22 protein-coding genes and 2 pseudogenes are annotated in these 26,233 nt (G+C 54.2%); 12 read left to right on the top strand and 12 right to left on the bottom strand.

All coding sequences use genetic code 11. The annotated features are described in order from the left end of the window. Positions 1–59 precede the first annotated feature (59 nt). The 6 genes and pseudogenes from AC4PCC_RS21800 to rluF all read left to right on the top strand — a co-directional run bounded on the left by AC4PCC_RS21800 (position 60) and on the right by rluF (position 6,318). Positions 60–473 (top strand): GNAT family N-acetyltransferase, encoded by a 414-nt coding sequence (locus AC4PCC_RS21800; RefSeq protein WP_067709229.1) that lies wholly within the window; start codon positions 60–62, stop codon positions 471–473. Between the two features lie 42 nt (positions 474–515). Continuing rightward, positions 516–887 (top strand): annotated as a pseudogene (locus AC4PCC_RS21805) (helix-turn-helix transcriptional regulator); the annotation flags it as partial. 12 nt (positions 888–899) lie between these two features. Further along, positions 900–2,021 (top strand): annotated as a pseudogene (locus AC4PCC_RS21810) (cytosine permease). 80 nt (positions 2,022–2,101) lie between these two features. Continuing rightward, positions 2,102–3,490 carry a nucleobase:cation symporter-2 family protein gene (locus tag AC4PCC_RS21815; protein WP_067709223.1) on the top strand — a complete coding sequence of 463 codons (1,389 nt, stop codon included), beginning with the start codon at positions 2,102–2,104 and terminating at the stop codon, positions 3,488–3,490. 129 nt (positions 3,491–3,619) lie between these two features. Next, positions 3,620–5,302, top strand: coding sequence for an AsmA family protein (locus tag AC4PCC_RS21820; protein WP_492125923.1), 1,683 nt, complete (start codon positions 3,620–3,622; stop codon positions 5,300–5,302). A gap of 137 nt (positions 5,303–5,439) precedes the next feature. Further along, positions 5,440–6,318, top strand: a complete 879-nt coding sequence (gene rluF, locus AC4PCC_RS21825; protein ID WP_492125924.1) for a 23S rRNA pseudouridine(2604) synthase RluF — start codon at positions 5,440–5,442, stop codon at positions 6,316–6,318. Positions 6,319–6,347: 29 nt separating this feature from the next. Here rluF and fabY read toward each other — a convergent pair whose 3' ends face one another. The 5 genes from fabY to typA form a co-directional block, all read right to left on the bottom strand. Beyond that, positions 6,348–7,289: a fatty acid biosynthesis protein FabY gene (gene fabY / locus AC4PCC_RS21830; protein ID WP_345829619.1), complete on the bottom strand. Its 942-nt coding sequence runs from the start codon at positions 7,287–7,289 to the stop codon at positions 6,348–6,350. A 56-nt stretch (positions 7,290–7,345) separates the two neighbouring features. After that, a complete protein-coding gene (dtd, locus tag AC4PCC_RS21835; RefSeq protein WP_492125925.1) occupies positions 7,346–7,783 on the bottom strand; it encodes a D-aminoacyl-tRNA deacylase in 438 nt (145 codons plus the stop codon). After that, positions 7,780–8,676 carry a virulence factor BrkB family protein gene (locus AC4PCC_RS21840; protein ID WP_492125926.1) on the bottom strand — a complete coding sequence of 299 codons (897 nt, stop codon included), beginning with the start codon at positions 8,674–8,676 and terminating at the stop codon, positions 7,780–7,782. Before AC4PCC_RS21840 ends, dtd begins: the two co-directional genes overlap by 4 nt. Positions 8,677–8,678: 2 nt before the next feature. Further along, entirely contained in the window at positions 8,679–9,275 is a 597-nt protein-coding gene (gene yihX / locus AC4PCC_RS21845) for a glucose-1-phosphatase (protein ID WP_492125927.1), read from the bottom strand. 138 nt (positions 9,276–9,413) lie between these two features. After that, a complete protein-coding gene (typA, locus tag AC4PCC_RS21850; protein ID WP_492125928.1) occupies positions 9,414–11,237 on the bottom strand; it encodes a ribosome-dependent GTPase TypA in 1,824 nt (607 codons plus the stop codon). 432 nt (positions 11,238–11,669) lie between these two features. On the opposite strand from typA, the gene glnA reads away from it, so the two are divergent. From glnA to glnG, 3 genes are all read left to right on the top strand, one after another. Then, the gene (gene glnA / locus AC4PCC_RS21855) at positions 11,670–13,079 is read left to right on the top strand and encodes a glutamate--ammonia ligase (protein WP_067709211.1); all 1,410 of its coding nucleotides are present in this window, start codon (positions 11,670–11,672) and stop codon (positions 13,077–13,079) included. Positions 13,080–13,254: 175 nt separating this feature from the next. Next, a complete protein-coding gene (glnL, locus tag AC4PCC_RS21860) occupies positions 13,255–14,304 on the top strand; it encodes a nitrogen regulation protein NR(II) (protein WP_492125929.1) in 1,050 nt (349 codons plus the stop codon). An 8-nt stretch (positions 14,305–14,312) separates the two neighbouring features. Further along, positions 14,313–15,722: a nitrogen regulation protein NR(I) gene (glnG, locus tag AC4PCC_RS21865; protein WP_067709206.1), complete on the top strand. Its 1,410-nt coding sequence runs from the start codon at positions 14,313–14,315 to the stop codon at positions 15,720–15,722. 103 nt (positions 15,723–15,825) lie between these two features. On the opposite strand, the gene hemN is transcribed toward glnG, so the two are convergent. Together hemN and yihI are read right to left on the bottom strand one after the other, a co-directional pair. Beyond that, positions 15,826–17,193 carry an oxygen-independent coproporphyrinogen III oxidase gene (gene hemN / locus AC4PCC_RS21870; RefSeq protein WP_492125930.1) on the bottom strand — a complete coding sequence of 456 codons (1,368 nt, stop codon included), beginning with the start codon at positions 17,191–17,193 and terminating at the stop codon, positions 15,826–15,828. A gap of 257 nt (positions 17,194–17,450) precedes the next feature. Beyond that, complete coding sequence (yihI, locus tag AC4PCC_RS21875) at positions 17,451–17,987, bottom strand: Der GTPase-activating protein YihI (RefSeq protein WP_492125931.1); 537 nt, start codon at positions 17,985–17,987, stop codon at positions 17,451–17,453. Positions 17,988–18,545: 558 nt separating this feature from the next. Here yihI and yihA point away from each other — a divergent pair. Further along, positions 18,546–19,184 (top strand): ribosome biogenesis GTP-binding protein YihA/YsxC, encoded by a 639-nt coding sequence (gene yihA, locus AC4PCC_RS21880; protein ID WP_492125932.1) that lies wholly within the window; start codon positions 18,546–18,548, stop codon positions 19,182–19,184. A 63-nt stretch (positions 19,185–19,247) separates the two neighbouring features. On the opposite strand, the gene spfP is transcribed toward yihA, so the two are convergent. The 5 genes from spfP to AC4PCC_RS21905 all read right to left on the bottom strand — a co-directional run bounded on the left by spfP (position 19,248) and on the right by AC4PCC_RS21905 (position 24,860). Continuing rightward, on the bottom strand, positions 19,248–19,295 hold the full coding sequence (gene spfP / locus AC4PCC_RS21885) for a small protein SpfP (protein ID WP_071892919.1): 48 nt from the start codon (positions 19,293–19,295) through the stop codon (positions 19,248–19,250). Positions 19,296–19,644: 349 nt separating this feature from the next. Then, entirely contained in the window at positions 19,645–22,437 is a 2,793-nt protein-coding gene (gene polA / locus AC4PCC_RS21890) for a DNA polymerase I (RefSeq protein WP_492125933.1), read from the bottom strand. 418 nt (positions 22,438–22,855) lie between these two features. Further along, on the bottom strand, positions 22,856–23,485 hold the full coding sequence (gene dsbA, locus AC4PCC_RS21895; protein ID WP_492125934.1) for a thiol:disulfide interchange protein DsbA: 630 nt from the start codon (positions 23,483–23,485) through the stop codon (positions 22,856–22,858). A 32-nt stretch (positions 23,486–23,517) separates the two neighbouring features. Then, on the bottom strand, positions 23,518–24,510 hold the full coding sequence (locus AC4PCC_RS21900) for a serine/threonine protein kinase (RefSeq protein WP_492125935.1): 993 nt from the start codon (positions 24,508–24,510) through the stop codon (positions 23,518–23,520). Positions 24,511–24,590: 80 nt separating this feature from the next. Then, entirely contained in the window at positions 24,591–24,860 is a 270-nt protein-coding gene (locus tag AC4PCC_RS21905) for a YihD family protein (RefSeq protein ID WP_067709190.1), read from the bottom strand. Positions 24,861–24,945: 85 nt separating this feature from the next. On the opposite strand from AC4PCC_RS21905, the gene mobA reads away from it, so the two are divergent. Both mobA and mobB read left to right on the top strand, forming a co-directional pair. Next, entirely contained in the window at positions 24,946–25,527 is a 582-nt protein-coding gene (gene mobA, locus AC4PCC_RS21910) for a molybdenum cofactor guanylyltransferase MobA (protein WP_492127594.1), read from the top strand. After that, positions 25,524–26,048 carry a molybdopterin-guanine dinucleotide biosynthesis protein MobB gene (mobB, locus tag AC4PCC_RS21915; protein ID WP_492125936.1) on the top strand — a complete coding sequence of 175 codons (525 nt, stop codon included), beginning with the start codon at positions 25,524–25,526 and terminating at the stop codon, positions 26,046–26,048. Before mobA ends, mobB begins: the two co-directional genes overlap by 4 nt. Positions 26,049–26,233: the final 185 nt, after the last annotated feature.

Below are 26,233 nucleotides of genomic sequence, written 5' to 3' on the forward strand. Positions count from 1 at the left end.
TTTTCTGCACAAAATTCGCGGCTGTGCAGGGCAATCATTTTCGAATTCAGGGAGCAACAATGAAAATCGTCACAACCTCTACCCCTTCTGCTGAGGATCAGGAATACGTCATCAGCCATCTCTGGCAGCATAACAGCCAGTTCGACGCGGTCGATATTGAGCCACTGCTGGTAACGCTCCGCAGTGAGGATAATCAGATCCACGGAGGACTGGTGGCGAAGACGTGGTGGGAAGGCCTGGAGATCCAGTATCTGTGGATCAGTGAAGCACAGAGAGGGAATAATCAGGGCAGGGCGCTGATGCTAAAAGCGGAAGAGATCGCTAAAGCACGGGGATGCAAGATGGCCTATGTCGATACGTTCGGTTTTCAGGCCAGAGGATTCTACGAAAAGCTGGGCTACCAGGTATATGGCAGCATGGACGGCTATTTAGGTAAACATACGCGTTATTATTTGCAGAAAATATTTTCCTGAAAGGGACCATGCTATGGCGTCTTCCAGCGATGGGAATAATGTGCTGAAGATTTACAGGAACACGATCGGCGGACGGAGGAATCCCTTGAGCGCGTCAGTGTTATTGAGACGCACTACTGGAATGGTCTGGATTATCTGACGCCCTATATCAGTGAGAAATTTCCCTTTTTTAACCGTGACGCCCAATGTATTGGCACCGTCTGGAATGCACGACCGCTGGATAATCTGACACCCGCGAAAGAGATGGCAAATATCTATTCACTGAGTGTTAAAACCGTCGAAAACAGAATTTACAGCATATATCAAAAAGCAGGCGTTCATTCGCTCCGGCAGTTTGAAGAATTCTGTGAAAATACTCATCTCGGAAACTACATCCCAGGTCGCCTGATCCAAAAAGGGATCCACTTCATTTAAAAAGGATTTTCTATTATGAAAATTGACGATTTTCCTCTTAGCCGCGTACCGGCGACGAGTCGCGTTTCTCTCCTTAGCGTTGCCATCGTACATATGGGCATGCTGACCGCACTTGACCAGTTTATGCTGGTGCCGTGTTAGGCGACAGTATGCCCCTCGGGGATGCCTTTACGGCGATTATCCTCGGAAGCCTGATCTTTGGTTTAATCACCTTTGGCTTTGGCTACATTGGCATGAAAGAGGGCCTGTAAGGGAGTTTGCCTGGACGCTGGTGTGGCTTCGGCAAAAGCGGATCGGCGCTGATCGGGGTGGTGGTGGCCATCAGCCTGTTGGGATGGTTTGGTATACAGAATTCCCTCTTCGCCCGTTCTCTGAGTGCGGCGACGGAGGGAAAGCTGAGTTTTTCACTGGCAGCCACCCTTTCCGGCCTGACGCTGACCCTCATCGTGGCCTTCGGGTTTCGGGCCCTGCGATTTACCGCGCGTTTTGCCGTGCCGGTTTTTATCGCGCTCATTGCCTGGATCTCCTGGCATACGCTTATCTCCGATCACGCCAGCCCGCCGGTAATGTCCGGGCAGAGTAAGGAGATGCTCTCGATCAATGCGGGTATCACACTGGTGGTGGGCGGCGCTATTCTCGCCAGCCTGATGACACCTGACCTGACGCGCTATTCCAAAAATGGCCGACACGTGCTGATGATCACCCTCGCGACGATTATTCTGGGTGAATTCATTATCAACGGCCTGGCCATTTTTATTGCCCGCAAGCTGAACACCGGCGACATCATGTCAATCATCACCCTCTCTACGGGCAGCCTCGGCCTGCTGGCCCTGATTTGCTCCACGCTGAGGGTCAACGATCTCAACCTCTACTCCTCAGCGCTCGGTATTGTCAATGCGGTGGAAAGCACTACCGGTAAAAAGCTCAGTTATTCGGCCGTCACCCTCGGTCTTGGCGTGCTGGGTACCGGGCTGTCGGTGTGCCAGCCTTGCCGGGAGCTATGTCGGGTTGAGCGTTCAGTGGGGAGCACCGACCTTAAACTCCTTTTTAGTGGCCTGCGTAAGCTACATTCTGTTTGAATCCCTGAAAGTCAGTGAGTGGTGCGCCAGGCTGCGCAGAACGCCGGTGCGCTGACGCTAACTCTCACGGCAAACGTTTGCTTTTACCCTGTATAAGATTAAAATCGCCACTTTGTTCACCAGGGAACCGTGAGAATGTCCGTCAATATCCCCGATGCCGCATCCGGCCGTCAGCATGCTGCTGCGGCAAAAAGCGAACTGCTCTATCGTCTGGACGATCGACCGCCGCTGCCGCAAACGCTGTTTGCGGCCTGTCAGCATCTGCTGGCGATGTTTGTGGCGGTCATCACGCCCGCCCTGCTGATTTGCCAGGCGCTTGGCCTGCCCGCGCAGGATACGCAGCACATTATCAGCATGTCGCTGTTTGCCTCCGGGGTGGCCTCGATTCTGCAAATTAAGACCTGGGGGCCTGTCGGTTCAGGACTGCTGTCGATTCAGGGCACCAGCTTTAATTTCGTGACGCCGCTGATCATGGGAGGAACCGCGCTGAAGAGTGGCGGTGCGGATGTGCCAACCATGATGGCGGCGCTGTTCGGCACCCTGATGCTGGCCTCCTGTACCGAGATGCTGCTTTCCCGCGTGCTCCATCTGGCACGCCGTATTATCACCCCGCTTGTTTCAGGGATTGTGGTGATGATTATTGGCCTGTCGCTGATCCAGGTGGGTCTGACTTCCATCGGCGGCGGCTTTACCGCCATCAGTAATCATACCTTCGGCGCGCCGAAAAACCTGCTGCTGGCGGGCGCGGTGCTGGCGGTGATTATTTTGTTAAACCGCCAGCGCAATCCGTGGCTGCGCGTGGCGTCGCTGGTGATTGCTATGGCGGTCGGTTACCTTCTGGCCTGGATGCTGGGCATGCTGCCGTCGTTTACCACCGCCTCCGCCTCACCCTTAATCGCTGTCCCTACGCCGTTATATTATGGCCTGGGCATCGACTGGAATCTGCTCATCCCCCTTATGCTGGTCTTTATGGTGACCTCACTGGAAACCATCGGCGATATCACGGCAACCTCCGATGTCTCGGAGCAGCCGGTCAGCGGGCCGCTGTATATGAAACGCCTGAAGGGAGGCGTGCTGGCTAACGGCCTGAACTCCTGTGTCTCGGCGCTGTTTAATACTTTTCCCAACTCCTGCTTTGGTCAGAACAATGGCGTTATCCAGCTGACCGGCGTCGCCAGCCGCTACGTGGGTTTTGTGGTCGCCCTGTTGCTGATTGTGCTAGGCCTGTTCCCGGCGGTGAGCGGATTTGTCCAGCATATCCCTGAACCGGTGCTGGGCGGCGCGACGATTGTCATGTTCGGCACCATCGCCGCCTCGGGCGTGCGTATCGTCTCGCGCGAGCCGCTCAACCGTCGGGCAATTATGATAATGGCCCTCTCTCTGGCGGTCGGTCTGGGCGTATCCCAGCAGCCTCTGATCCTGCAGTTTGCCCCGGACTGGCTGAAAACGCTGCTCTCCTCCGGCATCGCGGCAGGGGGCATCACCGCCATTATTCTGAATCTGCTCTTCCCACAGGAGAAGTAAACCGCGCCTCCCTCCCTCCTGCGCTTACAGGCGGGCGATATTCACGTCGCCCGCGACCATCCGGCGGTTGAGCTTCGGTAATAATTCAGGCATAACAACCTATCAAAAATGCTCATAGGGAAGGGTGCAATGAAACGACTCGGAAAAATTCTGCTTACGCTACTATTGCTGCTTTTACTGGTGGCTATCCTGCTCTATGTCCTGCTCCAGACGCAGTGGGGGGCCGGATGGATAAGCCGCTCGATCAGCCAGCGCACCGACTATCAGCTGGCGTTCAGCAAGCTGGAGCATAACTTTTCCGATCCCTCGCTTCTTACCCTTGATAACGTCTCGTTTGGCCGTAAAACTCAGCCGGCAACGCTGGTGGCGAAGCGGGTGGACCTCGGGCTGAGTCTCGCCCAGTTTACCCACCCAGGGCACTTCAGCAGCATCAGACTGGAAAAAGGGACGCTGAACGTCTGGCGCACCGCCGCACCGCTTCCCCTGGAAGCAGATCGTCTCCAGCTTAGTGAGATGGCGGTGGACGCCCCCGACGGTGAACTGCCCATTAAAGCAGAGCGGGTCGTCGGTGGCCTCATCCCCTGGAAACCGCAGGCGGGGAACATGCCTGGCAGCGATGCCCGTTTCCAGATGAGCGCAGCCTCGCTGAATGTTGGCGGCATTCCCGCGAAGAATGTGCTGCTTCAGGGCAGTATCAGCCAGCAGCAGTGGGTTATCAGCAATTTCGGTGCCGATCTGGCACTCGGCTCCATCACTGGCCGGGCACAGCGGGACGCCACCGGCCACTGGGACGTGGCTAACCTCAGGCTGAACAATATTCGCCTGCAAAGCAGTCGATCCCTTCCAGGCTTTATTGAGCCGCTACTGTCGCTACCGCCGATACACTTTGAGCGCATTGATGTAACCGGTGCCCGTCTGGAGGGGGCTGACTGGGCGATCACCGATTTAGATTTGGCGCTTAAAAATATCACCCTGCGGGATGGCGACTGGGAAAGCCGGGATGGTTCGCTCTCAATGAATGCAAATTCCTTCGTTAACGGCAGCCTTGAGCTGAACGATCCCATCGTCAATATGACCTTTTCGCCAGAGGGCGTGGCGCTGACCCAGCTCAGCTCGCGCTGGGCGAATGGGCTGATCCGCACTGCCGGAACCTGGCAACGGAGCGATAAAAAGCTGACGCTGGATCAGCTGGCGATCGCCGGTCTTGAATATACGCTGCCGCAAAACTGGCGTGACCTGTGGATGGCGCCGCTGCCCGCCTGGCTGTCAGGCATTGAAGTGAAGCGGTTTGAGGCCAACAGGAATCTGATTATTGATATCAATCCGGACTTCCCCTTCCAGATGACGTCACTTGAGGGCAGCGGCAATGACCTGCAGCTGGCGCGGGATCGGCAGTGGGGGATTTGGTCAGGCAGGCTGAGTGTGAACGCCGCCGAAGCAACCTTTAACCGCGTTGATGTCCGTCACCCTTCCCTCGCGCTGACGGCTGACGACAACAGCATTGCGGTGACGGAGATGAGCGCCTTCGTCAAAGGCGGGATGGTTGAAAGCCTGGCTACCCTTTCCCAGCAGCCCCAGCGGGCGTTCTCGCTGACCCTGAACGGACGCCAGGTACCCGCTAACCTGCTGCATGAGTGGGGATGGCCGGATATTGATCTTCAGGGCGACGGCGATATGCAGCTAAAGATAGAGGGCAGGCTGGCAGCAGGAACGCCGCTAAAACCCTCGGTGAACGGTTCGCTCTCGACGACCGTTAACGACAAAACGGTGCAGCAAAGAATGCAGTCGGGTCAGGTAACGGCGTCGCAGTAGTGCGCAGAGTGATGGGGATGGGATAGCAGTACAAAATTTTTTGTGCGGATCCCCGGTAAAAAAGGACTATATGCTTCGCTCCTGTTCGCAACCTGACGGGAGTAAGGTATAGTCCGCGCTTTAAAAAAGGAGGCTCCATGCTGACCAATTCATCCATTCGTCTTAATAAATACATCAGCGAGAGCGGTATTTGTTCCCGCCGCGATGCCGACCGTTACATAGAACAGGGAAATGTGTTTATTAACGGTAAGCGCGTCGGCGTCGGTGCGCAGGTTTTTGCTGGCGATGTGGTGAAAGTTAATGGTCAGCTGATTGAGCCGCGTAATGAAGACGATCTGGTGCTTATTGCGCTCAACAAACCTGTCGGCATCATCAGCACCACGGAAGAGGGTGAGCGCGACAACATCGTTAACTTTGTAAACCACAGCAAACGCGTTTTCCCGGTTGGGCGACTGGATAAGGACTCGCAGGGGCTGATTTTCCTGACTAACCACGGCGATCTGGTGAACAAGATCCTGCGCTCAGGAAACGACCACGAGAAAGAGTACGTGGTCACGGTAAACAAGCCGGTGACCGACGAGTTTATCACCGGGCTGGGCGCTGGCGTGCCGATGATGGGCACGGTGACTAAAAAATGCAAAGTGAAGAAAGAGGCGCCGTTCGTGTTTCGCATCACGCTGGTGCAGGGACTTAACCGCCAGATCCGCCGCATGTGTAAGCACTTTGGCTATGAAGTGATGAAACTCGAGCGTACCCGCATTATGAATGTCAGCCTGAAAGGGCTGCCGCCGGGAGAGTGGCGCGACCTGACCGACGATGAGCTGATTGAGCTATTTAAGCTGATTGAAGACTCTTCATCAGAAGAGAAGCCGACTAAGAAAGCCCCTGCAAAGGCTAAGCCGGCCACGGTAAAAAAACCGGTCAGCGGCGCACCGAAGGGCGGCGATAAATCCCCTGCCGGCCCGGCTTCCCGCAAACGCTTTGCTCAGCCGGGCCGCAAAAAGAAGGGGCGCTGATTTCCGGCTGCACTTGTTTCACACGGTCCTTACTTAATACCCGACCCGCCCAGCTCCAGCGGGCCGTTTGGATCGGCGGGGAGCACGATATAAACGCCTTCAAATACCGCGCCGCACACCTCATTGCCGAAGAGTTCCACCTCCAGCTGCACTCGCGCCTTGCGTCCGCGCGCAAGGCGATCCAAATCGCCGCTCATTGAGCCAAGGTCAGCCACCGCGCCCGGCTTACCGGTGATCGGGTGGCTATAGCGAATATGGGCATCGGCCAGAATAATGGTGCCCCCGAGATGCCGCTCGCGCAGCAGCAGCCAGATAAGCCCCCACCCGGTTAGCGTCGCAAGCGAGAACAGGCTGCCGGCAAACAGGGTCTGGTGCGGGTTCTGATTACCGGTTTCCGGCATGGTGGTGATGAATTTTTGCCCGGTGTACTGCAAAATCCGCACGCCCATTTTCTCGCTAAGCGGAATATGATCGTACCAGGCCTGCTGAAGCTGACCGCACCAGTCGGCCCGGTGCAGGATATCATCCAGAGTCATGACCGATTTAATCATCAGGAAGTGGCGCAGCGGCGTGGTCTGCGGTGCGGTCACCTCCCCCTGATTGACGTAGCCCAGCTTGGCAAAGAACTCCACCGCATCTTCGCGCGCGCTGCACACGACGCGCTTCGCCCCTTCCTGCCGCGCCACGGACTCCAGCGTCATCGCCACCAGCGTACCCAGCCCTTTTCCCTGCACCGAGGGATGCACCGCAAGGAAGCGTATCCCCGCTTCGTTTTCCGCATTGATGTACAGGCGCCCTACCGCCACCGGTTCGCCATGCTCGTCCACCACCATCTGGTGATGCGCCAGCGCATCCCAGGCATCCCGCTCTGACCCCATTGGCTGATGAAGCGGCTTACGCAGCATCTCCCAGCGGAATTGGTAGTAGGTATTCAGCTCTTCTGCTGTTTCAGGCACCCGAAGATGATACATAAGATGGTTCTCTCTTTCTGAGCCCGGTACGCTGACCCGTCGTTCGGCTTTCGGCCTTAAACCTGCAGCCAGAAGGTCACCGGGCCATCATTGACCAGCGCGACCTGCATATCCGCACCAAAACGACCCGTTTCGGTCGTCACACCTTTTTCACGACAGCAGCCGATAAAGGCCTCATACAGCTTTTCTGCTTCTGCGGGTTCTGCGCCGCCAGAAAAACCGGGCCGCATCCCCTTTTGCGTATCTGCGGCGAGGGTAAACTGGGATACCACCAGCACGCTACCTCCTGCCTGCTGCACGTTAAGGTTCATTTTGCCCTGGTCGTCGCTGAAAATGCGATAGCCAAGTACGCGATCGCACAGGCGTGACACTTTTTGTGGGTCATCCCCTTTTTCCACGCCCAGCAGGACCAGCAGCCCCGGTCCGGTTTCCCCAATGCGCTCCCCTGACACCGTTACGCTGGCGCTCAATACGCGCTGAATTAAGGCAATCATCGTTTCTCTTTTTCCCGCGCTTGTTCTTGCTCTTGCTGTTTCTGTAACACCTGTTCCCGGTGCAGGCGGCGATCGCCCAGCATCGCCGCGATCTCCGCACCCAGCAGTACAATACACCAGGTCCAGTAGACCCAGAGAAACAGAATGGGGATAACCGCAAGTACGCCATAAATCAGCTGATACGAGGGGAACATCGTTATATAGAGCGCAAAGCCCTTCTTACCCAGCTCGAACAGCAGTCCGGCCACCAGCGCACCGATCAGTGCATCACGCCCCGCCACCTGACGCGTAGGAACAATGCTGTAAAGCAGAAAGAATGAGAGCCAGGAAAGCAGCAGAGGAAAAATTCTCAGCCCATAATCTATCAGCCAGCTGACGCCGGAAGCCGATGCCCAGCGCAGCGAAAGCAGGTAAGAGCTGATCGCCAGGCTTGCCCCGGCCAGCATCGGGCCGAGCGTCAGAATCATCCAGTAGACGGCAAAAGAGTAGACCAGCGGCCGCTTGCGTTTGCTGCGCCAGATAGCATTCAGCGCCGTATCAATGGAATACATCAACAGCAGCGACGTGACGACCAGACCACAGGCCCCGACCGCCGTCATTTTATTCACGTTGGCAACGAACTGTTCCAGATAACTCTGGATGACGGTGCCGGATGCCGGAACAAAATTGCTAAAGATAAAGTGCTTAAGCTGAACGCTCACGTCGGAGAAAACCGGAAAAGCGGCGAACAATGCAAAGACCACGGCGACCAGCGGTACCATCGACAGCAAAGAGACATAGGCCAGGTTTCCGGCAAGGGTGGTCATGCCATCCTCGTCAATCCGATGCCAGAGTCGTTTTATCCATGACCAGCCCGTCCCCAGGCGGTCAAGACCGATTTTAATCAGCAGCATCGTTAAAAGCGATCGGCGAAAAAGGCAGGAACCACGTTGGCATCGGTCACCTGCACGCTATGAATACCCAGCGCGCGAGCCGCTGCAATATTGTCTGCGTTATCGTCAAAAAAGATGGCCTGGTCAGCCATGACGCCCTCTTCCTGTAATACCTGCTGATAAATCCGCGCCTCAGGCTTGCGCATTCCCATATCCTGGGAAAGATAGATCCTGTCCGCCGCGCTTTTGACCTCAGGAAACTCCTCGGGCCAGAACTCGGTATGCAGGCGGTTGGTATTGGAGAGGATAACCACCCGCTCGCCGCGTGCGCGAAGCGTGTTCATCAGCTGGACCACTTCAGGGCGGACGCTAACGAAAACGGCCTGCCAGCCTGCGGCGAATTGTTCGAATCCCAACGCCAGGCCAAGTTCGTCACAGACTTGTGTAGCAAAATCTTCGTCGCTGATTTCTCCCCGCTCGTGGCGCTGGAAGCTTTCACCCAGGGTAAAACGGCTTTGCAGCGTGGCCAGCGGAACGCGGCCCAGATCGCTCCAGACGCCAAGAACCCGGTTGAAATCAATATCAACAATGACGTTACCTAAGTCAAAGATATACAGCATGGTCATCTCCTTGTGTGCCGGTGAGCTATTCACTCTAGCGGTAAAAGGGGAGACTGAACAGGAATGGGGTTTGAAAATGGGCATGAAGAGTAAAGGCCGGAGGGGATCCGGCCTTTTGATACAGTCACTAACGAGCGATTAAGACTCTTTAGGACCGCGGCTTGCGCGTTTACGATCGTTTTCAGTCAGGTGACGTTTACGAATACGGACGGACGCAGGCGTCACTTCGACCAGTTCGTCATCATCAATGAATTCCAGAGCCTGCTCCAGAGACATCCTGATAGCCGGAACCAGCGTAGTCGCTTCGTCAGTACCGGAAGCACGCATGTTGGTCAGCTTCTTACCGGTCAGGCAGTTTACGGTCAGGTCGTTAGAACGGCTGTGAATACCGATGATCTGGCCTTCATAAACTTCTGCACCGTGACCCAGGAACAGCTTACCGCGATCCTGCAGGCTGAACAGGGCGAATGCCACTGCTTTACCCTGGCCGTTAGAGATCAGCACGCCGTTCTGGCGCTGGCCGATTTCGCCCGGACGAACGTCGTCGTAGTGGCTGAAGGTTGAATACAGCAGACCGGTACCAGAGGTCATGGTCATGAACTCGGTACGGAAGCCGATCAGGCCACGCGCCGGGATCAGGTAATCGAGACGAATACGGCCTTTGCCGTCTGGGATCATGTCTTTAACATCACCCTTACGCTCGCCCATTGCCTGCATCACAGAACCCTGGTGCTGTTCTTCGATATCCAGCGTCACGTTCTCGAACGGCTCCTGCATGCGGCCATCGATTTTACGATTGATTACTTTAGGACGTGAAACGGCGATTTCGAAGCCTTCACGACGCATGTTTTCAATCAGAACAGACAGGTGAAGTTCACCACGACCCGAAACGCGGAAGGCGTCGGAGTCTTCGGTCTCTTCAACACGCAGCGCCACGTTGTGCACCAGCTCTTTGTTCAGACGGTCAAGGATCTGACGTGAAGTCACGTACTTGCCTTCTTTACCACAGAACGGTGAGGTGTTGACGTTGAAGTACATGGTCACGGTAGGTTCGTCAACGCTCAGGGCTGGCAGCGCTTCAACGCTCTGCGGATCGCAGATGGTATCAGAGATGTTCAGCTCGCCCAGACCGGTGATGGCGATGATATCGCCCGCTTCCGCTTCGGTCGCTTCGATACGCTCAAGACCCATATGCGTCAGCACTTTACCCACTTTACCGTTGCGGGTTTTACCTTCGCTATCAACGAGGGTCACCTGCTGGTTGGGCTTCACTTTGCCGCGTTTGATACGGCCAATGCCGATAACGCCAACGTAGTTGTTATAGTCCAGCTGGGAAATCTGCATCTGGAACGGCGCATCCATCTCAACCTGTGGCGGTGAGACGTGATCCACGATGGCCTGATACAGCGGGGTCATGTCTTCTGCCATATCGTTATGGTCAAGACCCGCGATACCGTTCAGGGCAGAAGCATAGATAACCGGGAAGTCGAGCTGCTCGTCAGTCGCATCCAGGTTTACGAACAGGTCAAATACCTGATCCACAACCCAGTCTGGACGTGCGCCAGGACGGTCAACTTTGTTGATGACCACGATCGGCTTCAGACCATTAGCGAAGGCTTTTTTGGTCACGAAGCGGGTTTGCGGCATAGGGCCATCCATTGCATCCACAACCAGCAGCACCGAGTCGACCATTGACATCACACGCTCAACCTCACCGCCGAAGTCGGCGTGTCCTGGGGTATCCACGATGTTGATGCGGTAGTCATTCCAATTAATGGCGGTGTTTTTTGCGAGGATGGTAATCCCACGCTCTTTCTCCAAATCGTTGGAGTCCATTACGCGTTCGGTTGCTTCAGTACGGGCATCAAAGGTACCGGACTGCTGTAGCAATTTATCAACCAGGGTAGTTTTACCATGGTCAACGTGGGCAATAATGGCGATGTTACGCAAATTTTCGATCACAGCTTTGCCTCAGGCATTAGAAATAGCGCGCTATTGTACACGGATTAATCGAAGGACTGAACAGGATCACAAATTTCAATTAAAGATAACTGTCAGGATTGCTTTTGTAGCCATTTACAGTGCAAGAAATGCACTCCATCGAAAAAATGCACCAAATTAGTGCGCATAGCGCACCGATTGGCACCATAATGGTGCGCGACTTCCATCATGGTGCAGCTCTCATTAAGCGAGAGCGCGCATCATAGCGCTTTTTGGGGCAAATAATAAAGTTGGCATAGATTTCGCTTTAATTCAGTAAGCGATAAATGCCCATTTCCATAACGGTTGATAGCTTGTCAGAGATCTTAGTATCGGACGACTGTGCCATATAAGCAAAGTTCGCCGCAGAGTTCTCTACCATAACGACAATGACCAAATCCAGGAGAGTTATGTATGTCCGCTGAACACGTCCTTTCGATGATGAACGAGCATGAAGTCAAATTTGTCGATCTGCGCTTTACCGACACCAAGGGTAAAGAGCAGCACGTCACCATTCCTGCTCATCAGGTTAATGCTGACTTCTTCGAGGAAGGCAAGATGTTTGACGGCTCCTCGATTGGCGGCTGGAAAGGCATTAACGAATCAGACATGGTGCTGATGCCTGATGCGACCACCGCGGTCCTTGATCCTTTCTTTGAAGATTCCACGCTGATTATCCGCTGCGATATCCTTGAGCCTGGCACTATGCAGGGTTATGACCGCGATCCGCGCTCCATTGCCAAGCGTGCGGAAGACTTCCTGCGTTCTTCCGGCATTGCCGATACCGTGCTGTTTGGCCCGGAGCCTGAGTTCTTCCTGTTTGACGACGTCCGCTTCGGCGCGACCACCTCCGGCTCTCACGTGGCTATCGACGATATCGAAGCGGCATGGAACACCGGCAAAGAGTACGAAGGCGGTAACAAAGGCCACCGTCCAGGTCTGAAAGGCGGCTATTTCCCGGTTCCACCGGTCGACTCTTCGCAGGATATTCGTTCTGCCATGTGTCTGACCATGGAGCAGATGGGTCTGGTTGTGGAAGCGCATCACCACGAAGTGGCGACGGCGGGTCAGAACGAAGTGGCTACCCGCTTCAATACCATGACCAAGAAAGCCGATGAAATTCAGATCTACAAATATGTCGTACACAACGTTGCCCACGCCTACGGCAAAACCGCGACCTTTATGCCAAAGCCTATCTTTGGTGATAACGGCTCAGGCATGCACTGCCATATGTCTCTCTCCAAAGGCGGTAACAACCTGTTCGCAGGCGACAAATACGGCGGCCTGTCTGAAACTGCCCTGTTCTACATCGGCGGCGTTATTAAGCACGCTAAAGCCATTAACGCCCTCTCTAACCCGACCACCAACTCCTATAAGCGTCTGGTCCCGGGTTACGAAGCCCCTGTTATGCTGGCGTACTCAGCCCGTAACCGTTCTGCTTCAATCCGTATCCCGGTGGTTGCCAGCCCGAAAGCGCGTCGTATTGAAGCGCGCTTCCCTGACCCGGCGGCTAACCCGTACCTGTGCTTCTCTGCCCTGCTGATGGCTGGCCTGGACGGCATCATCAACAAGATCCATCCTGGCGACGCGATGGACAAAAACCTGTATGACCTGCCGCCGGAAGAAGAAGCTGAAATCCCGAAAGTAGCGGGTTCGCTGGAAGAAGCGCTTAACGCACTGAATGAAGATCGTGAGTTCCTGACGCGCGGTGGCGTGTTTACTGATGAAACTATCGACGCCTACATTGACCTGCGTAAGGCTGAAATGGACCGCGTTCGTATGACACCACACCCGGTTGAGTTTGAACTCTACTACAGCGTGTAAGGTCGCGGTAAGCCCGGCGTAGTCTCTCTGGCGCAACAGGGCAGCAACCGGAAGTATTCCGTGGAAATTATAGCCCATCTCCGGATGGGCTTTTTTCTCCGCGAATTCACCGCCCCGGCAGACGTTTACCGGCTTCACTGACTATAATGCACTAAAACAGTGCAGGAGTTTATGCATGGCAACAGGCACGCAGCCCGATGCTGGGCAAATTCTCAATTCGCTGATCAACAGTATTTTGCTGGTCGATAGCGAACTGGTCGTTCATTACGCCAATCCTGCGGCACAGCAGCTGCTGGCGCAGAGTTCCCGCAAGCTATTTGGTACACCGCTACCGGAACTAATGGGGTATTTTTCGCTCAATATCGACGTTATGCACGAGAGCCTGAATGCAGGTCAGGGTTTTACCGACAGCGAAGTCACGCTGGTGGTCGATAGCCGCGCGCACGTTATGTCACTCACCGCGCAGCGCCTTCCTGAAGGGCTAATCCTGCTTGAAATGGCGCCGATGGATAATCAGCGTCGCCTCAGCCAGGAACAGATCCAACATGCCCAGCAGGTTGCCGCCCGGGATTTAGTGCGGGGTCTCGCCCATGAGATAAAGAATCCGCTGGGTGGACTGCGTGGCGCGGCACAGCTGCTGGCGAAAGCGCTGCCCGACCCGTCGCTTACGGAGTATACCCGGGTCATTATTGAACAGGCCGATCGCCTGCGTAATCTGGTCGATCGCCTGCTCGGCCCGCAGCAGCCAGGTATGCACATCACGCAAAGTATTCATCAGGTGGTCGAGCGAATCGTCAATCTGGTGTCGATGGAACTGCCGGATAACGTCACGCTGGTGCGGGATTACGACCCCAGCCTGCCTGAACTGCCACACGATCCCGACCAGATAGAACAGGTCCTTCTGAATATCGTGCGTAATGCCTTTCAGGCTCTGGGCGAAGAAGGCGGCACCATTACCCTGCGCACCCGCACTGCCTTTCAGCTCACGCTGCACGGCGTTCGTTATCGGCTGGTGGCGCGTATCGATATTGAGGATGATGGACCGGGCATTCCGGCACAGTTACAGGACACGCTGTTTTATCCCATGGTCAGCGGACGTGAAGGGGGTACCGGTTTGGGCCTGTCGATAGCGCGAAGTCTGATCGACCAACATTCAGGAAAAATAGAATTTAACAGCTGGCCTGGCCACACCGAGTTTTCTGTTTTTCTGCCTATTCGGAAGTAGAGGTTTCTATGCAACGAGGGATAGTCTGGATCGTCGATGATGATAGCTCCATCCGCTGGGTGCTTGAACGCGCACTCACTGGAGCCGGGTTAAGCTGCGTCTCTTTCGACAGCGGTGACAAGGTGCTTGATGCCCTTGCCTCCAAAACGCCGGACGTTTTACTTTCAGATATCCGTATGCCGGGTATGGACGGCCTGGCGCTGCTAAAGCAGATAAAACAGCGCCACCCCATGCTCCCGGTCATCATAATGACCGCGCATTCCGATCTGGATGCGGCCGTCAGCGCCTATCAGCAGGGCGCATTTGATTACCTGCCGAAGCCCTTTGATATCGACGAGGCGGTTGCTCTGGTTGAACGCGCGATTAGCCATTACCAGGAGCAGCAGCAGCCGCGAAATCAGCCGGTCAGTGGCCCCACCACCGATATTATCGGTGAAGCGCCAGCGATGCAGGATGTCTTTCGCATAATTGGCCGGCTTTCACGCTCCTCAATCAGCGTGCTGATTAACGGTGAATCGGGAACGGGTAAAGAGCTGGTCGCCCATGCGCTGCACCGACACAGCCCGCGCGCCAAAGCCCCCTTTATCGCCCTGAATATGGCCGCCATCCCCAAAGATCTGATTGAATCGGAGCTGTTCGGCCATGAAAAAGGGGCCTTTACCGGAGCCAATCAGATTCGACAGGGCCGTTTTGAGCAGGCCGATGGCGGCACGCTCTTCCTTGACGAAATCGGTGATATGCCGCTGGATGTGCAGACCCGACTGCTGCGCGTACTGGCCGACGGACAGTTTTATCGCGTAGGGGGCTATGCGCCGGTGAAGGTGGACGTGCGAATTATTGCCGCGACTCACCAGAACCTTGAACTCCGGGTGCAGGAAGGTAAATTCCGCGAGGATCTGTTTCATCGTCTTAACGTTATCCGCGTCCATCTGCCTCCGCTACGGGAAAGACGCGAGGATATTCCCCGGCTGGCAGGGTATTTCCTGCAGGAAGCAGCGCGCGAGCTGGGCGTAGAGGCCAAAATTCTTCATCCGGAAACCGAGACGGCGCTGACCCGCCTGCACTGGTCGGGCAACGTACGCCAGCTGGAAAACACCTGCCGCTGGTTAACGGTAATGGCAGCGGGCCAGGAGGTGCTGATTCAGGATCTGCCTTCCGAACTGTTTGAAACCGCCTCCCCCGACAGTCCGGTGCAGTCGCTGCCGGACAGCTGGGCGACGCTGCTGGCACAGTGGGCTGACCGGGCGCTGCGTTCCGGTCATCAAAACCTGCTGTCAGAGGCGCAGCCTGAACTGGAGCGTACGCTGCTGACGACCGCACTGCGCCACACGCAGGGACACAAACAGGAAGCAGCCCGCCTGCTGGGCTGGGGACGAAATACCCTGACCCGCAAGCTGAAAGAGCTTGGCATGGAATAAGCGCAAATCTTCCCCCGCGCCTGTTCCATCCCCAAATGATCGGTCATAAAAATGGCCCGCCATCACAATCACTGTGATGGCGGGCCGTTTCATTCATCCCGATTCAAATCACCCGCGAAAACTGCTGCCTGTGCGCCTTCTGATGAAGATGACTGTCAAAACACATACAGATATTCCTTATCAGCAAACGGCCCTTAGCGGTCACCTGAAGGCCCTTCTCGTCCCTGTCCACCAGCCCATCGTGCATCAGAGGCGCCAGGCGTTGCAGATCCGCAGCAAAATAGTCACTAAAGGTGCGATCCCGCGTGTCGAAATCGGCAAAATTCAGCGAAAAATTGCAGATCAGCGCCTTAATCACGTCACGTCGCAGGCAATCATCCTCTGTAAGCTGCAGTCCCCGCCAAAGCGCCGTGCGCTGTTCGTCAATGGCCGCATACCAGACCTTAAGTTCTTTATGATTCTGCGCATAGCTGTCGCCCAGCATACTGATGGCCGAAACCCCCATCCCCAGTAAGTCGCTTTCGCCCTGCGTCGTGTAGCCCTGAAAGTTGCGGTGCAGCCGCCCTTCACGCTGGGCCACGGCGAGTTCATCATCCGGGCGTGCAAAATGGTCCATACCAATAAACTGGTATCCCGCGTCGGTCAGAGTGGCAATGGACTGTTGCAGGATATCGAGCTTTTGCTGCGCATCCGGGAGATCGGCTTCTTTGATTTTACGCTGGGCGGCAAACAGCGTCGGCATATGCGCATAGTTAAATACGCTGAGCCGGTCAGGCGCGAGCGCGGCCACCTTCTTAAGCGTAAAGGCAAAGCTCTCCGCCGTTTGCAGCGGCAAGCCGTAGATTAAGTCGAGGTTAGTGGAGGTGAATCCCAGCTGGCGGGCACGTTCGACGAGGGCAAAAATGACCTCTTCACTCTGTACCCGATTCACCTTTTCCTGCACGGCTTTGTTGAAGTCCTGCACTCCCATGCTGAGACGGTTAAATCCCGCAGCCCGCAGGTGGTCCAATACGTCCAGCTCAATTTCCCGGGGATCGACCTCAATTGACAGTTCCGCCTGTTCGCTAAAGCGGAACTGTTTTTTTAGCAGATCGATCAGTCGGGTAATTTGAGTCTTACTAAGATATGTCGGCGTACCGCCGCCCCAGTGCATCTGCGTGACGGTGCGCTCACGAAACAGCGGTGCGCGGGCGTTGATCTCCACCTCAAGCGCATCCAGATAGCGGTCGGCCTTATGCTGCTGTCGCGTCACAACTTTGTTGCAGCCGCAGAAATAGCACAGCCGATGGCAGAAAGGGATATGAACATACAGTGAAAGCGGGCGATCCAGATAACGCTGAGCCGCCTGCAAAAAGGCTGCTTCGGTATAATCCTGATGAAATTCCAGCGCGGTGGGGTAAGAGGTATAGCGGGGACCAGAGATGTTGTACTTCTGAATCAGATTCAGATCCCATTCAATCGTCTGGATCACGGTATTCACTCCTGCGTCGGCGTCGGGTTGCCGATCGTCGGATAACAGGAGGATGACCCGGAAGCGAACGAACGGCCTTTCTGCGCAGCCGGTTTTTCAGCCGCGACAGACGGCGTAGTTTAACCAATGCCCAGGCCAGCCAGCAGAACAGAATTAACGCAAAAATTGATCCAGGCCAATTCATTAGCAGAGAAACCTTTTAAAACGGCAGCACCCGCCGGTGGCGCGGCCGTTCAGTCTGATGTCGTCCGGAGTAACTACTTACCGCCCTTCAGCAAACGGTACATGTCTTCTTCGGCTTCTTTATCATCATCCGCATCATCATCCAGTGCGATACCCAGCTGCTCCATCAGCACGTCGATACGATCCAGGGACTGATCCAGCCAGGCCTGATCCTCTGCTGACAGGCTTTCCCCGTTTTCCAGTCTGTCCAGAAGCGCGTCAAGGCGTTCGTTATTTTCCAGTCCTGCCAGCTCTTCTTCCGGCGTCAGACGGGATGTCTTCTCTTCATGCACCGGTTTGGCCACTTTAGCGGGCTTCGCGGGTTTGGTCGCAGCGGAAGCCGCGCCCAGGGCAACGGGCTTTTTGCTGCCGATACGCGGATCTTTGCTTTTGTAGTCAGTGCTACTTTTCTGGGCCTGGGCGAGAGGATTAGCGCGACTGCCGGTAGGATTGCCGCGTTGCTTCTTGTCACGCTTGCGATCGCGCGCTTCAGCATTGAGGTCAACGCGGGGTTTACGCGGGCTTTTTGCTGCTGGTTTTTTATCCTGGGGTTTACGTGCAGGTTGCTTCATGATTTCTGCTCTCAGACTTTTTATATTCAGTATAGAATTGCGGCGAAATCTAGCAGAAAGCAGACAAAGAAAAAAGGCGGCAGGTCTCCCTGTCGCCTTTTTTCGCACCTTCCGCAGAAGGACTGACTGAGTCAGCATCCTTTTGGGCATACAACATCCCGGTTTTCCTTTGCCGTTTCATCCGTCCCGGACGTGTTCCGTTCCATTTTGTGGCATTATCCACAACGCCTTTCCATCCCTGCTCAGCAGCATCCTGCCTACCCTGAGCGCTTCGTCCTGAAGTGAACCCTCCAGGTTCTGACCAATACTGTAGACCATTAAGACAAACTCTCAAGTCAGCCAGCGTAACTATTTTGGTGCCGAAAATTCGAAATTAAACTAATACATTGTTTAATAGAATTTTTTTGCATTTTCCCCAATTAACAGGAAAGGATAAATGCTGACATGATCTGTAGCAAATCTCTTACAAAGGATGGACCTGACAGCGGTGAGCTGGGCGCTTTGATTCTATACAGGGTATACTCAGCGCAATTGCACATTTATTCCTGGAGTTTTATTTTGTCTGGCTGGAATTATCATCTCACTCATTTTGTCACCAGCGCCCCTGATATCCGTCATCTTCCCTCCGACAGCGGAATCGAAGTGGCATTTGCAGGCCGTTCTAATGCGGGCAAGTCCAGCGCACTTAACACGCTGACCAACCAGAAATCGCTGGCCCGTACCAGTAAAACGCCTGGCCGTACCCAGCTGATCAACCTTTTCCAGGTTGCAGAAGGCTACCGCCTGGTCGATTTACCGGGCTATGGTTATGCGGAAGTCCCCGAGGAGGTAAAGCTGAAGTGGCAGCAAGCCCTGTCAGAATATCTGCACAGACGCGAATGTCTGAAGGGCCTGGTGGTACTGATGGATATCCGTCATCCGCTTAAGGACCTGGATCAGCAAATGATTAAGTGGGCCGTTCAGAGCGGTATTCAGGTACTGGTTCTGCTCACCAAGGCAGATAAACTGGCCTCGGGTGCGCGTAAAGCTCAGCTCAATCTGGTGCGTGAAGAAGCTAAAGGTTTTGTGGGTGATATTCAGGTCGAAGTTTTCTCTTCGCTTAAGAGAATTGGCGTCGACAAGCTAAGCCAGAAGCTGGATAGCTGGTTTACCGATATCCCTCCTGCTGTTGAAGAGAGTCTTAACGATCCGCAGTAACGCGCTTTTGAACGTCGCCCAATAAAAAACGCCCCAGTCATAACTGACTGGGGCGGCTAATATTCAGCCAAATCCGATTACGTGAAGTAAAAGGTCTGAAAGATAGAACATCTTACCTCTGTACCCTACGACTCAAACTCTACATGATTTTTTCGGGCCTAAAAAGGGTTTTTTGTAGTTAACTTCCAGAAATTACCCTGCTTTATCCAACCCAGCTCACATAATCCCGCTCGACTTGTAGCTAACTTACGGAAAAAATGCTTACAGCATAGATGGTTAGGTGAAATTCTGAGCAAACAAGGGAATTATCATCCGCTGTCGCTTCCAACTACACGAAATTCTTATGGATTCTGCGTGAGGCCAACAAAATGACTTCTGTCGGCCCCCCGGGGCAGCCATGCAAAGGCTTACGACGGGCTAAAAGCCCGCGTCTGCACCTTACTCTCTTTTACTCTGTTAATTAATGGGCCTGATCCCAGTTATCACCTACGCCGACATCCACACGTAGCGGAACGTCAAGCGTCATGCTATTTTCCATCAGCTCGCGGATCTTCGCTGATGCAGCCTCGACCTCGGAGGTTTTAACCTCAAAAACCAGTTCATCGTGTACCTGCATAATCATCTTCACCTCCGGCATGGACTGTGGCGTCAGCCAGCCATCCACGGCGATCATCGCTTTCTTGATAATATCGGCGGCGGTTCCCTGCATGGGCGCATTGATTGCCGCACGCTCTGCGGCCTTGCGGCGTATCGCATTGCTGGCGTTGATATCAGGCAAATAGAGACGGCGACCGTCCAGCGTAGAGACATAGCCCTTCGCGGCTGCCTGCTGACGGGTATTTTCCATGTATTCCAGCACGCCAGGATAACGCTCGAAGTAGAGATCCATATATTTCTTTGCTTCGCCTGCGCCAATATTGAGCTGGCGGGAGAGGCCGAATGCGCTCATGCCATAAATCAAACCAAAGTTTATTGCCTTAGCGCTGCGGCGCTGCTCGCCGGTCACTTTATCAAGCGCCATGCCAAAGACCTCCGCCGCCGTGGCACGGTGGATATCCTGCCCATCGGCAAAGGCACTCAGCAGGCCTTTATCCTGGGAAAGATGCGCCATGATACGCAGCTCAATCTGCGAATAGTCGGCGGCAACAATTTTACAGCCCTCAGAGGCAATAAACGCCTGACGAATACGACGCCCTTCGTCGTTACGTACCGGAATATTTTGCAGGTTAGGATCGGTCGATGAGAGACGTCCGGTCGCCGTAACGGCCTGATGGTACGACGTATGGACACGTCCGGTTATCGGGTTGATCATCAACGGCAGTTTATCGGTGTAGGTTGACTTCAGTTTGGACAGGCCACGATGTTCCAGGATCACCTTCGGCAGGGGGTAATCAAGCGCCAGCTCGGCAAGGACTTCCTCGCTGGTAGAGGGAGCGCCGCCCGGCGTTTTTTTCGTGGGCTTAATCCCCTGCTTCTCAAACAAAATAGTTTGCAGCTGCTTTGGTGATGAGAGATTAAACGGCTCACCTGCCAGCTCATGCGCTTTTTGCTCCAGTCCGGCCAGGCGCTCGGTAAGCTCAATCGAATGCTTCGCCAGAATACCCTGGTCAATGAAAACCCCGTTGCGCTCGATGCGTGAAATAACCGTAACCAGCGGCATCTCGATCTCTTCAAAAACCTGTTTGGGACCCGCTTCTTTTTCCAGCTCCGGCCACATTTTAAGATGCAGCTGAAGCGTAACGTCTGCATCTTCAGCGGCATAGTGGGCGGCCTGTTCCAGGGCGATTTGATTAAAGGTCAGCTGTTTTTTGCCCTTCCCGGCGATCTCCTCAAAGGTGACCGTTTTATGGCTTAACCAGCGGGTGGCCAGCGTATCCATATCGTGCCGCCCCCCTACGCTGTTGAGCGCGTAGGACTCCAGCATGGTGTCAAACCTGATGCCCTGGAGTTCAATGTCGTAATTCTTCAGCACGCCGCGGTCATACTTCAGGTTCTGCCCAACCTTAAACGCCTTGTTATCTTCCAGCAGGGGCTTAAGACGTGCCAGGACGGTGTCGCGGTCAAGCTGAACGGGCGCATCAAGGTAGTCATGCGCCACCGGCAGGTAGGCCGCTTCACCCGGCGCAACCGCAAATGAGAGTCCGACAATATTTGCACTCAGCGTGTCGAGTGAATCCGTTTCAAGGTCGAATGAGAACAGTGAACTGTCCTGCAGTTTTTTTAACCAGGCTTCAAAGGTTTCTTCATCCAGAATAGTCACGTAGCCATCGGATGACAGCACGCTGGCTACCTCACTGGTGCTGCTCTCAGCCACTGCTTCTGCCGGCGCTTTCTGTCCTGCTGGCGAGCCTTTCCTTCCCTGTAGCCATTTGCCCTCTTCCAGATCGGTTATCCAGCGCTTGAACTCATAGTGACGGAACAGGCCAAGCAGCGTTTCTGCATCAGGCTGATTAACCGTGAGCTGCTCACAGGTTACGTCCAGCTGCACATCGGTTTTGATCGTCGCCAGCTGATAAGACAGAAAAGCCAGCTCTTTGCTTTGCTCAAGCTTTGCCGACATGGTCTTAGCGCCCCTGAAGGTGAGCGTAGCGACCTTATCAAGGTTGGCATAGATGTCTTTTATCCCCCCCAGGCCCTGAAGCAGTGCCTGCGCGGTCTTTTCACCCACTCCGGGAACGCCGGGAATATTGTCTGAGGAGTCGCCCATCAGGGCAAGAAAGTCGATAATCAGTGAAGGGGGCACGCCGAACTTTTCCACCACTTCGTCTGGACCGAGAATGGCGTTATTCATGGTGTTAATCAGCGTGATATCAGGTGTCACCAGCTGCGCCATGTCTTTGTCGCCGGTGCTGATCAATACTGGCTTGCCTATTTTCCCGGCTTCCAGCGCCAGCGTCCCGATGACGTCATCGGCCTCTACGCCCGACACGGCCAGCAGCGGCAGCCCCATTGCCCTTACCATGTTGTGCAAGGGTTCTATTTGCGCACGAAGATCGTCCGGCATGGGTGGCCGATGAGATTTGTAATCTTCAAAAAGCTCATCACGAAACGTTTTGCCTTTGGCATCAAAAACTACGGCGACATGGTCAGGCTTATATTGCAGCAGCAGACTGCGCAACATATTCAGGACACCGTACATTGCGCCCGTGGGTTCACCCGCACTGTTGGTCAGTGGAGGGAAGGCATGATAAGCACGGTAAAGGTAAGAAGAGCCATCTACCAGAATAAGCGGGTTTTCTGCAATTTGTGCCATAGGTTTTTTGCGTTCTTCGTTGGTTTTATCAATGTGGTAAGGATGCCACAGCTGAGCATAAAAGATGAAATAACTCGGGGGTGAATCGTGCCTTAAAGATGGGTTATGCGAATAGCTTCCCAATAACAAACTGTGGATAAGTTTGTGCGTAAATTTGCAAACGTAATGCAACAACCAGAATATGATATCGTGGACGGTTAAAATTACTTTTTATTACATGAGGTTAGTAGGCTACCTTAGGATTTGCTTTATTCCATCCGAAATTAATTCAGTGTGGATATTATTTATGCCCCGATCAATGTGACGCGATTGGATCCAACGGATCGGCATAGCCGGGAGAAGCAAATTAAGAACAGGATTTTCAGCCGGATGGGGAAGATAACCACACCAGCCGCAGGCTGGCGTGGTCAAAAGCAGGTTACTTCTGGGTCAGCAGGAATTTCACAACATTAGCATATTGCTGAACGTAGTTATCCATTGAACTGGTATCCAGACCGCCGTTGTTCACCATGTATTTTCCGTTAACAAACATCGCTGGCACACCGCGCAGATCGACGTCAGCAGCCGCTTTTTCCTGCTGCGCAACAAGCGATTTCACCACGAAGCTGTTCCACGCCGCATCGTAATCTTCTGGCTTAATACCCGCCGCTTTTACAAAGGTTGCTTTCAGACTGGCCGGGTCGGTAATGGTTTGGGTTTTCTGGATGCCTTCAAAAATAGGGGCAGTCACTTTATCTTCCACACCCAGCGCCATCGCCACCGCCCATGCCTGGGTCAGGGTTTTGCCCATATCTCCACCCAGGAATTCCACGTGGTATTTAGTCACTTTCGTGTTAGCGGGCAGGTTTTTCTTCACCGCATCGCTAACGTGCCAGACGTGTTCAAATTCATAGCAGTGAGGACAAAAGAAGGAGAAGAACTCCATAACCTGAGGTTCGCCGGTAACGGGCTTCTGTATTGTTACATACTGTTGACCATCGGTGAACTGCGCAGCCGATGCACTCATTGCCAGCATCATGCCGACCAGCGCAAACCAAATCTTTTTCATTGGAAAATTCTCTCCTAACAGCAAAAGGGCCATCAACCCTGAAAAGTAGGTACAAGCTGCAGCGGGGGTTCCTGCAACAGCTTTGCCTGTTGATTAAAAATAGCGATCTGCCTGCGCCAGAAATCCTCGTCCGTCATCCACGGAAAACTTGCAGGAAATGCGGGATCCTCCCAACGGCGGACCACCCATGCCAGATAATAAACCATCCTCATGGCGCGTAAAGGCTCAATCAGTGACAATTCATGTGAGTCGAACTCACTGAATTCACTGTAAGCCTCCAGTAAAATATCCCACTGGATACGCTGCTCCTGAACATCACCGTTGATCAGCATCCAGAGATCCTGAATGGCGGGGCCATTGCGCGCATCATCCAAATCGACAAACAGCGGACCGTCGCGCCAGAGGATATTACCTGGATGGCAATCGCCATGCAGGCGCATCGGCTGCCACTGAGTATGCCAGTAATTATGTAAAGTTGTGCCGATAAGCCTGACGCTGGCTAATAAAGGCTCTTTGAGCTTTGCCGGGATCAGGCGGCTCTGTTCGAGAACGGCCAGCGGCTCTTCGATATACTCTTTCAGACCCAGGGTCGGCCGCACGGTAAAGGTCTTCTTTCTGGCCGTCTGGTGGATTCGGCCCAGAAAGCGTCCTACCCACTCCAGCTGGTCATAGTTATCCGTTTCGTACTGCCGTCCTCCCAGGCTGGGGAAAACCGCGTAACGGTAGCCCTGATGCTGATGGAGGGTCGTCCCCTGAAGAAGCAGCGGAGCCGCGACGGGCACCTCATCATTAAGCAGCTCGGTGGTAAACTGGTGCTCTTCGCCGATCTGTTGATCTGACCACCTCTCCGGGCGATAGAACTTAACGACGTAGCGTTTCCTGTCCTCATCGGAGAACTGGTAGACCCGGTTTTCATAGCTGTTCAGGGCAGTAAGCCCTGACTCTACCCGAATTCCGGTCTGCCACAGCGCATCCAGAATGGTATCAGGATCCAGATTTTGAAAGTTAAAGGCAGGTGCTTTCATCCGACATACTCACAGATTATCGCAAATGAATTAGCGATAAAGAATATCATCAAACGGGCAGCATGACGGTAAATGGTGATTTAATCTTTAATCACGCCGCGGGCACGCAGCAAAGCAGTCTTAAAGTCTTCCTCATAATCTTTTTTCAGACCGGGGATAGCTTCATCTTTATCCGTGCCGCGCATTTTAAGATGATAAATTAGAACGTCGTCGGTAATGTCGCCAATGGGCTGAGTAAAACCCGCTTCATCCGCGATTTTCTGCAAAAATTGCACTAAATTAAGATCGGGTTCCTGCTGCCAGGCTGGCTGAAGCAGTGAAATTAATTCGTTCAGACGATGGCATTTCATGCTGTTGTTCCTGTTAAAAGGTTAATTCTGCTACGTTAGCAGGGTTAAACCCACATTAAAAGAGGGTGTAAGCTTTATGTCCACGATCTCCCTCCTACCCGTTACTGGCGTAATCCTTGCTGGCGGCCAGGGAAGCCGTATGGGCGGTGAAGATAAAGGTCTCATCCCGTGGCGGGGTAAACCACTTTATCAGCATGTGTTAGGGCGGCTTTCTCCTCAGGTAAGCCAGCTTTGCATCAGTGCAAACCGTAATATTTCTATTTATCAGCAGAGTGGTGTTCCGGTATTCGCAGATACCCTGTCGGGCTTTCCCGGGCCGCTGGCAGGCATGCTTGCAGCATTACAAAATATCGCTGAAGACTGGGCCGTTTTTGTGCCCTGTGATACGCCAGAGCTTCCTGACGACTTAGTTGCGCGCCTGTGGCAGGAGAAAAAGAATGCACCTGCCGTATGGGCGCACAGTGGCGATCGCGATCATCCGACGCTGGCGCTGGTAAACGTCGGTTTGGCTGGGGATCTTGCTTCATTTCTGGCAGCCGGAGAACGGCGAGTCATGCTATTTCTTAAGCAGGCAGGCGGTCATGCTGTCTCTTTCGATAGCTGCCCTGCCGCTTTCGCAAATATTAACTACCCCAGCGATCTCCTGGGTAAGGATGAAGCATTGTGATCCCCCTGTTAGCTATTGTCGCGGCCAGCGGCACAGGAAAAACGACGCTGTTGAAGCAGCTGATCCCACTGCTTTCAGAGCGGGGTATTCGCTGTGGGCTGATTAAACATACCCATCACGACATGGAAATTGATGAGCCGGGTAAAGACAGCTACGAGTTACGTAAGGCGGGTGCCGATCAGGTGATAGTCGCCAGTCAACAGCGCTGGGCGCTAATGACCGAAACCTCTGCGGCTGACACGCTGGATCTGCACTACCTGGCCAGCAGAATGGATGAGAGCAAGCTTGATTTGATTCTAATCGAAGGCTTTAAAGGCGAAGCCGTGCCGAAGATAGTGCTTTACCGGCATGAGACGGGAAAACCCTTCCCCGACGGGCTGGATGAGCACGTTATTGCTGTTGCTGGCGACATCAACCTGGAGTGTCGGGTGCCACTGCTGGATCTGAATGGGGTGGATACCGCGGTGGATTTTATTGCTCAGTGGCTGAAAAAACAGCGCCGCGCTGCCGGTACTGAGTGAAGGTTACGGGCTGATTTACAGACCAGCACGTAACAGTCATGACCGCGAGCGGGGCCTGAATGCTGTAATCCTGATCCTGAGCGCAATTCCCGGCCCCTGTACGCATGATCCTGAGCGCAATCCCCCCGGCCCCTGTACGCATAATACTGACTCTGGGCCGAATAATTTCCCTGCCCCATAACGCA

This window comes from Erwinia sp. L03-1, from assembly GCF_058686115.1.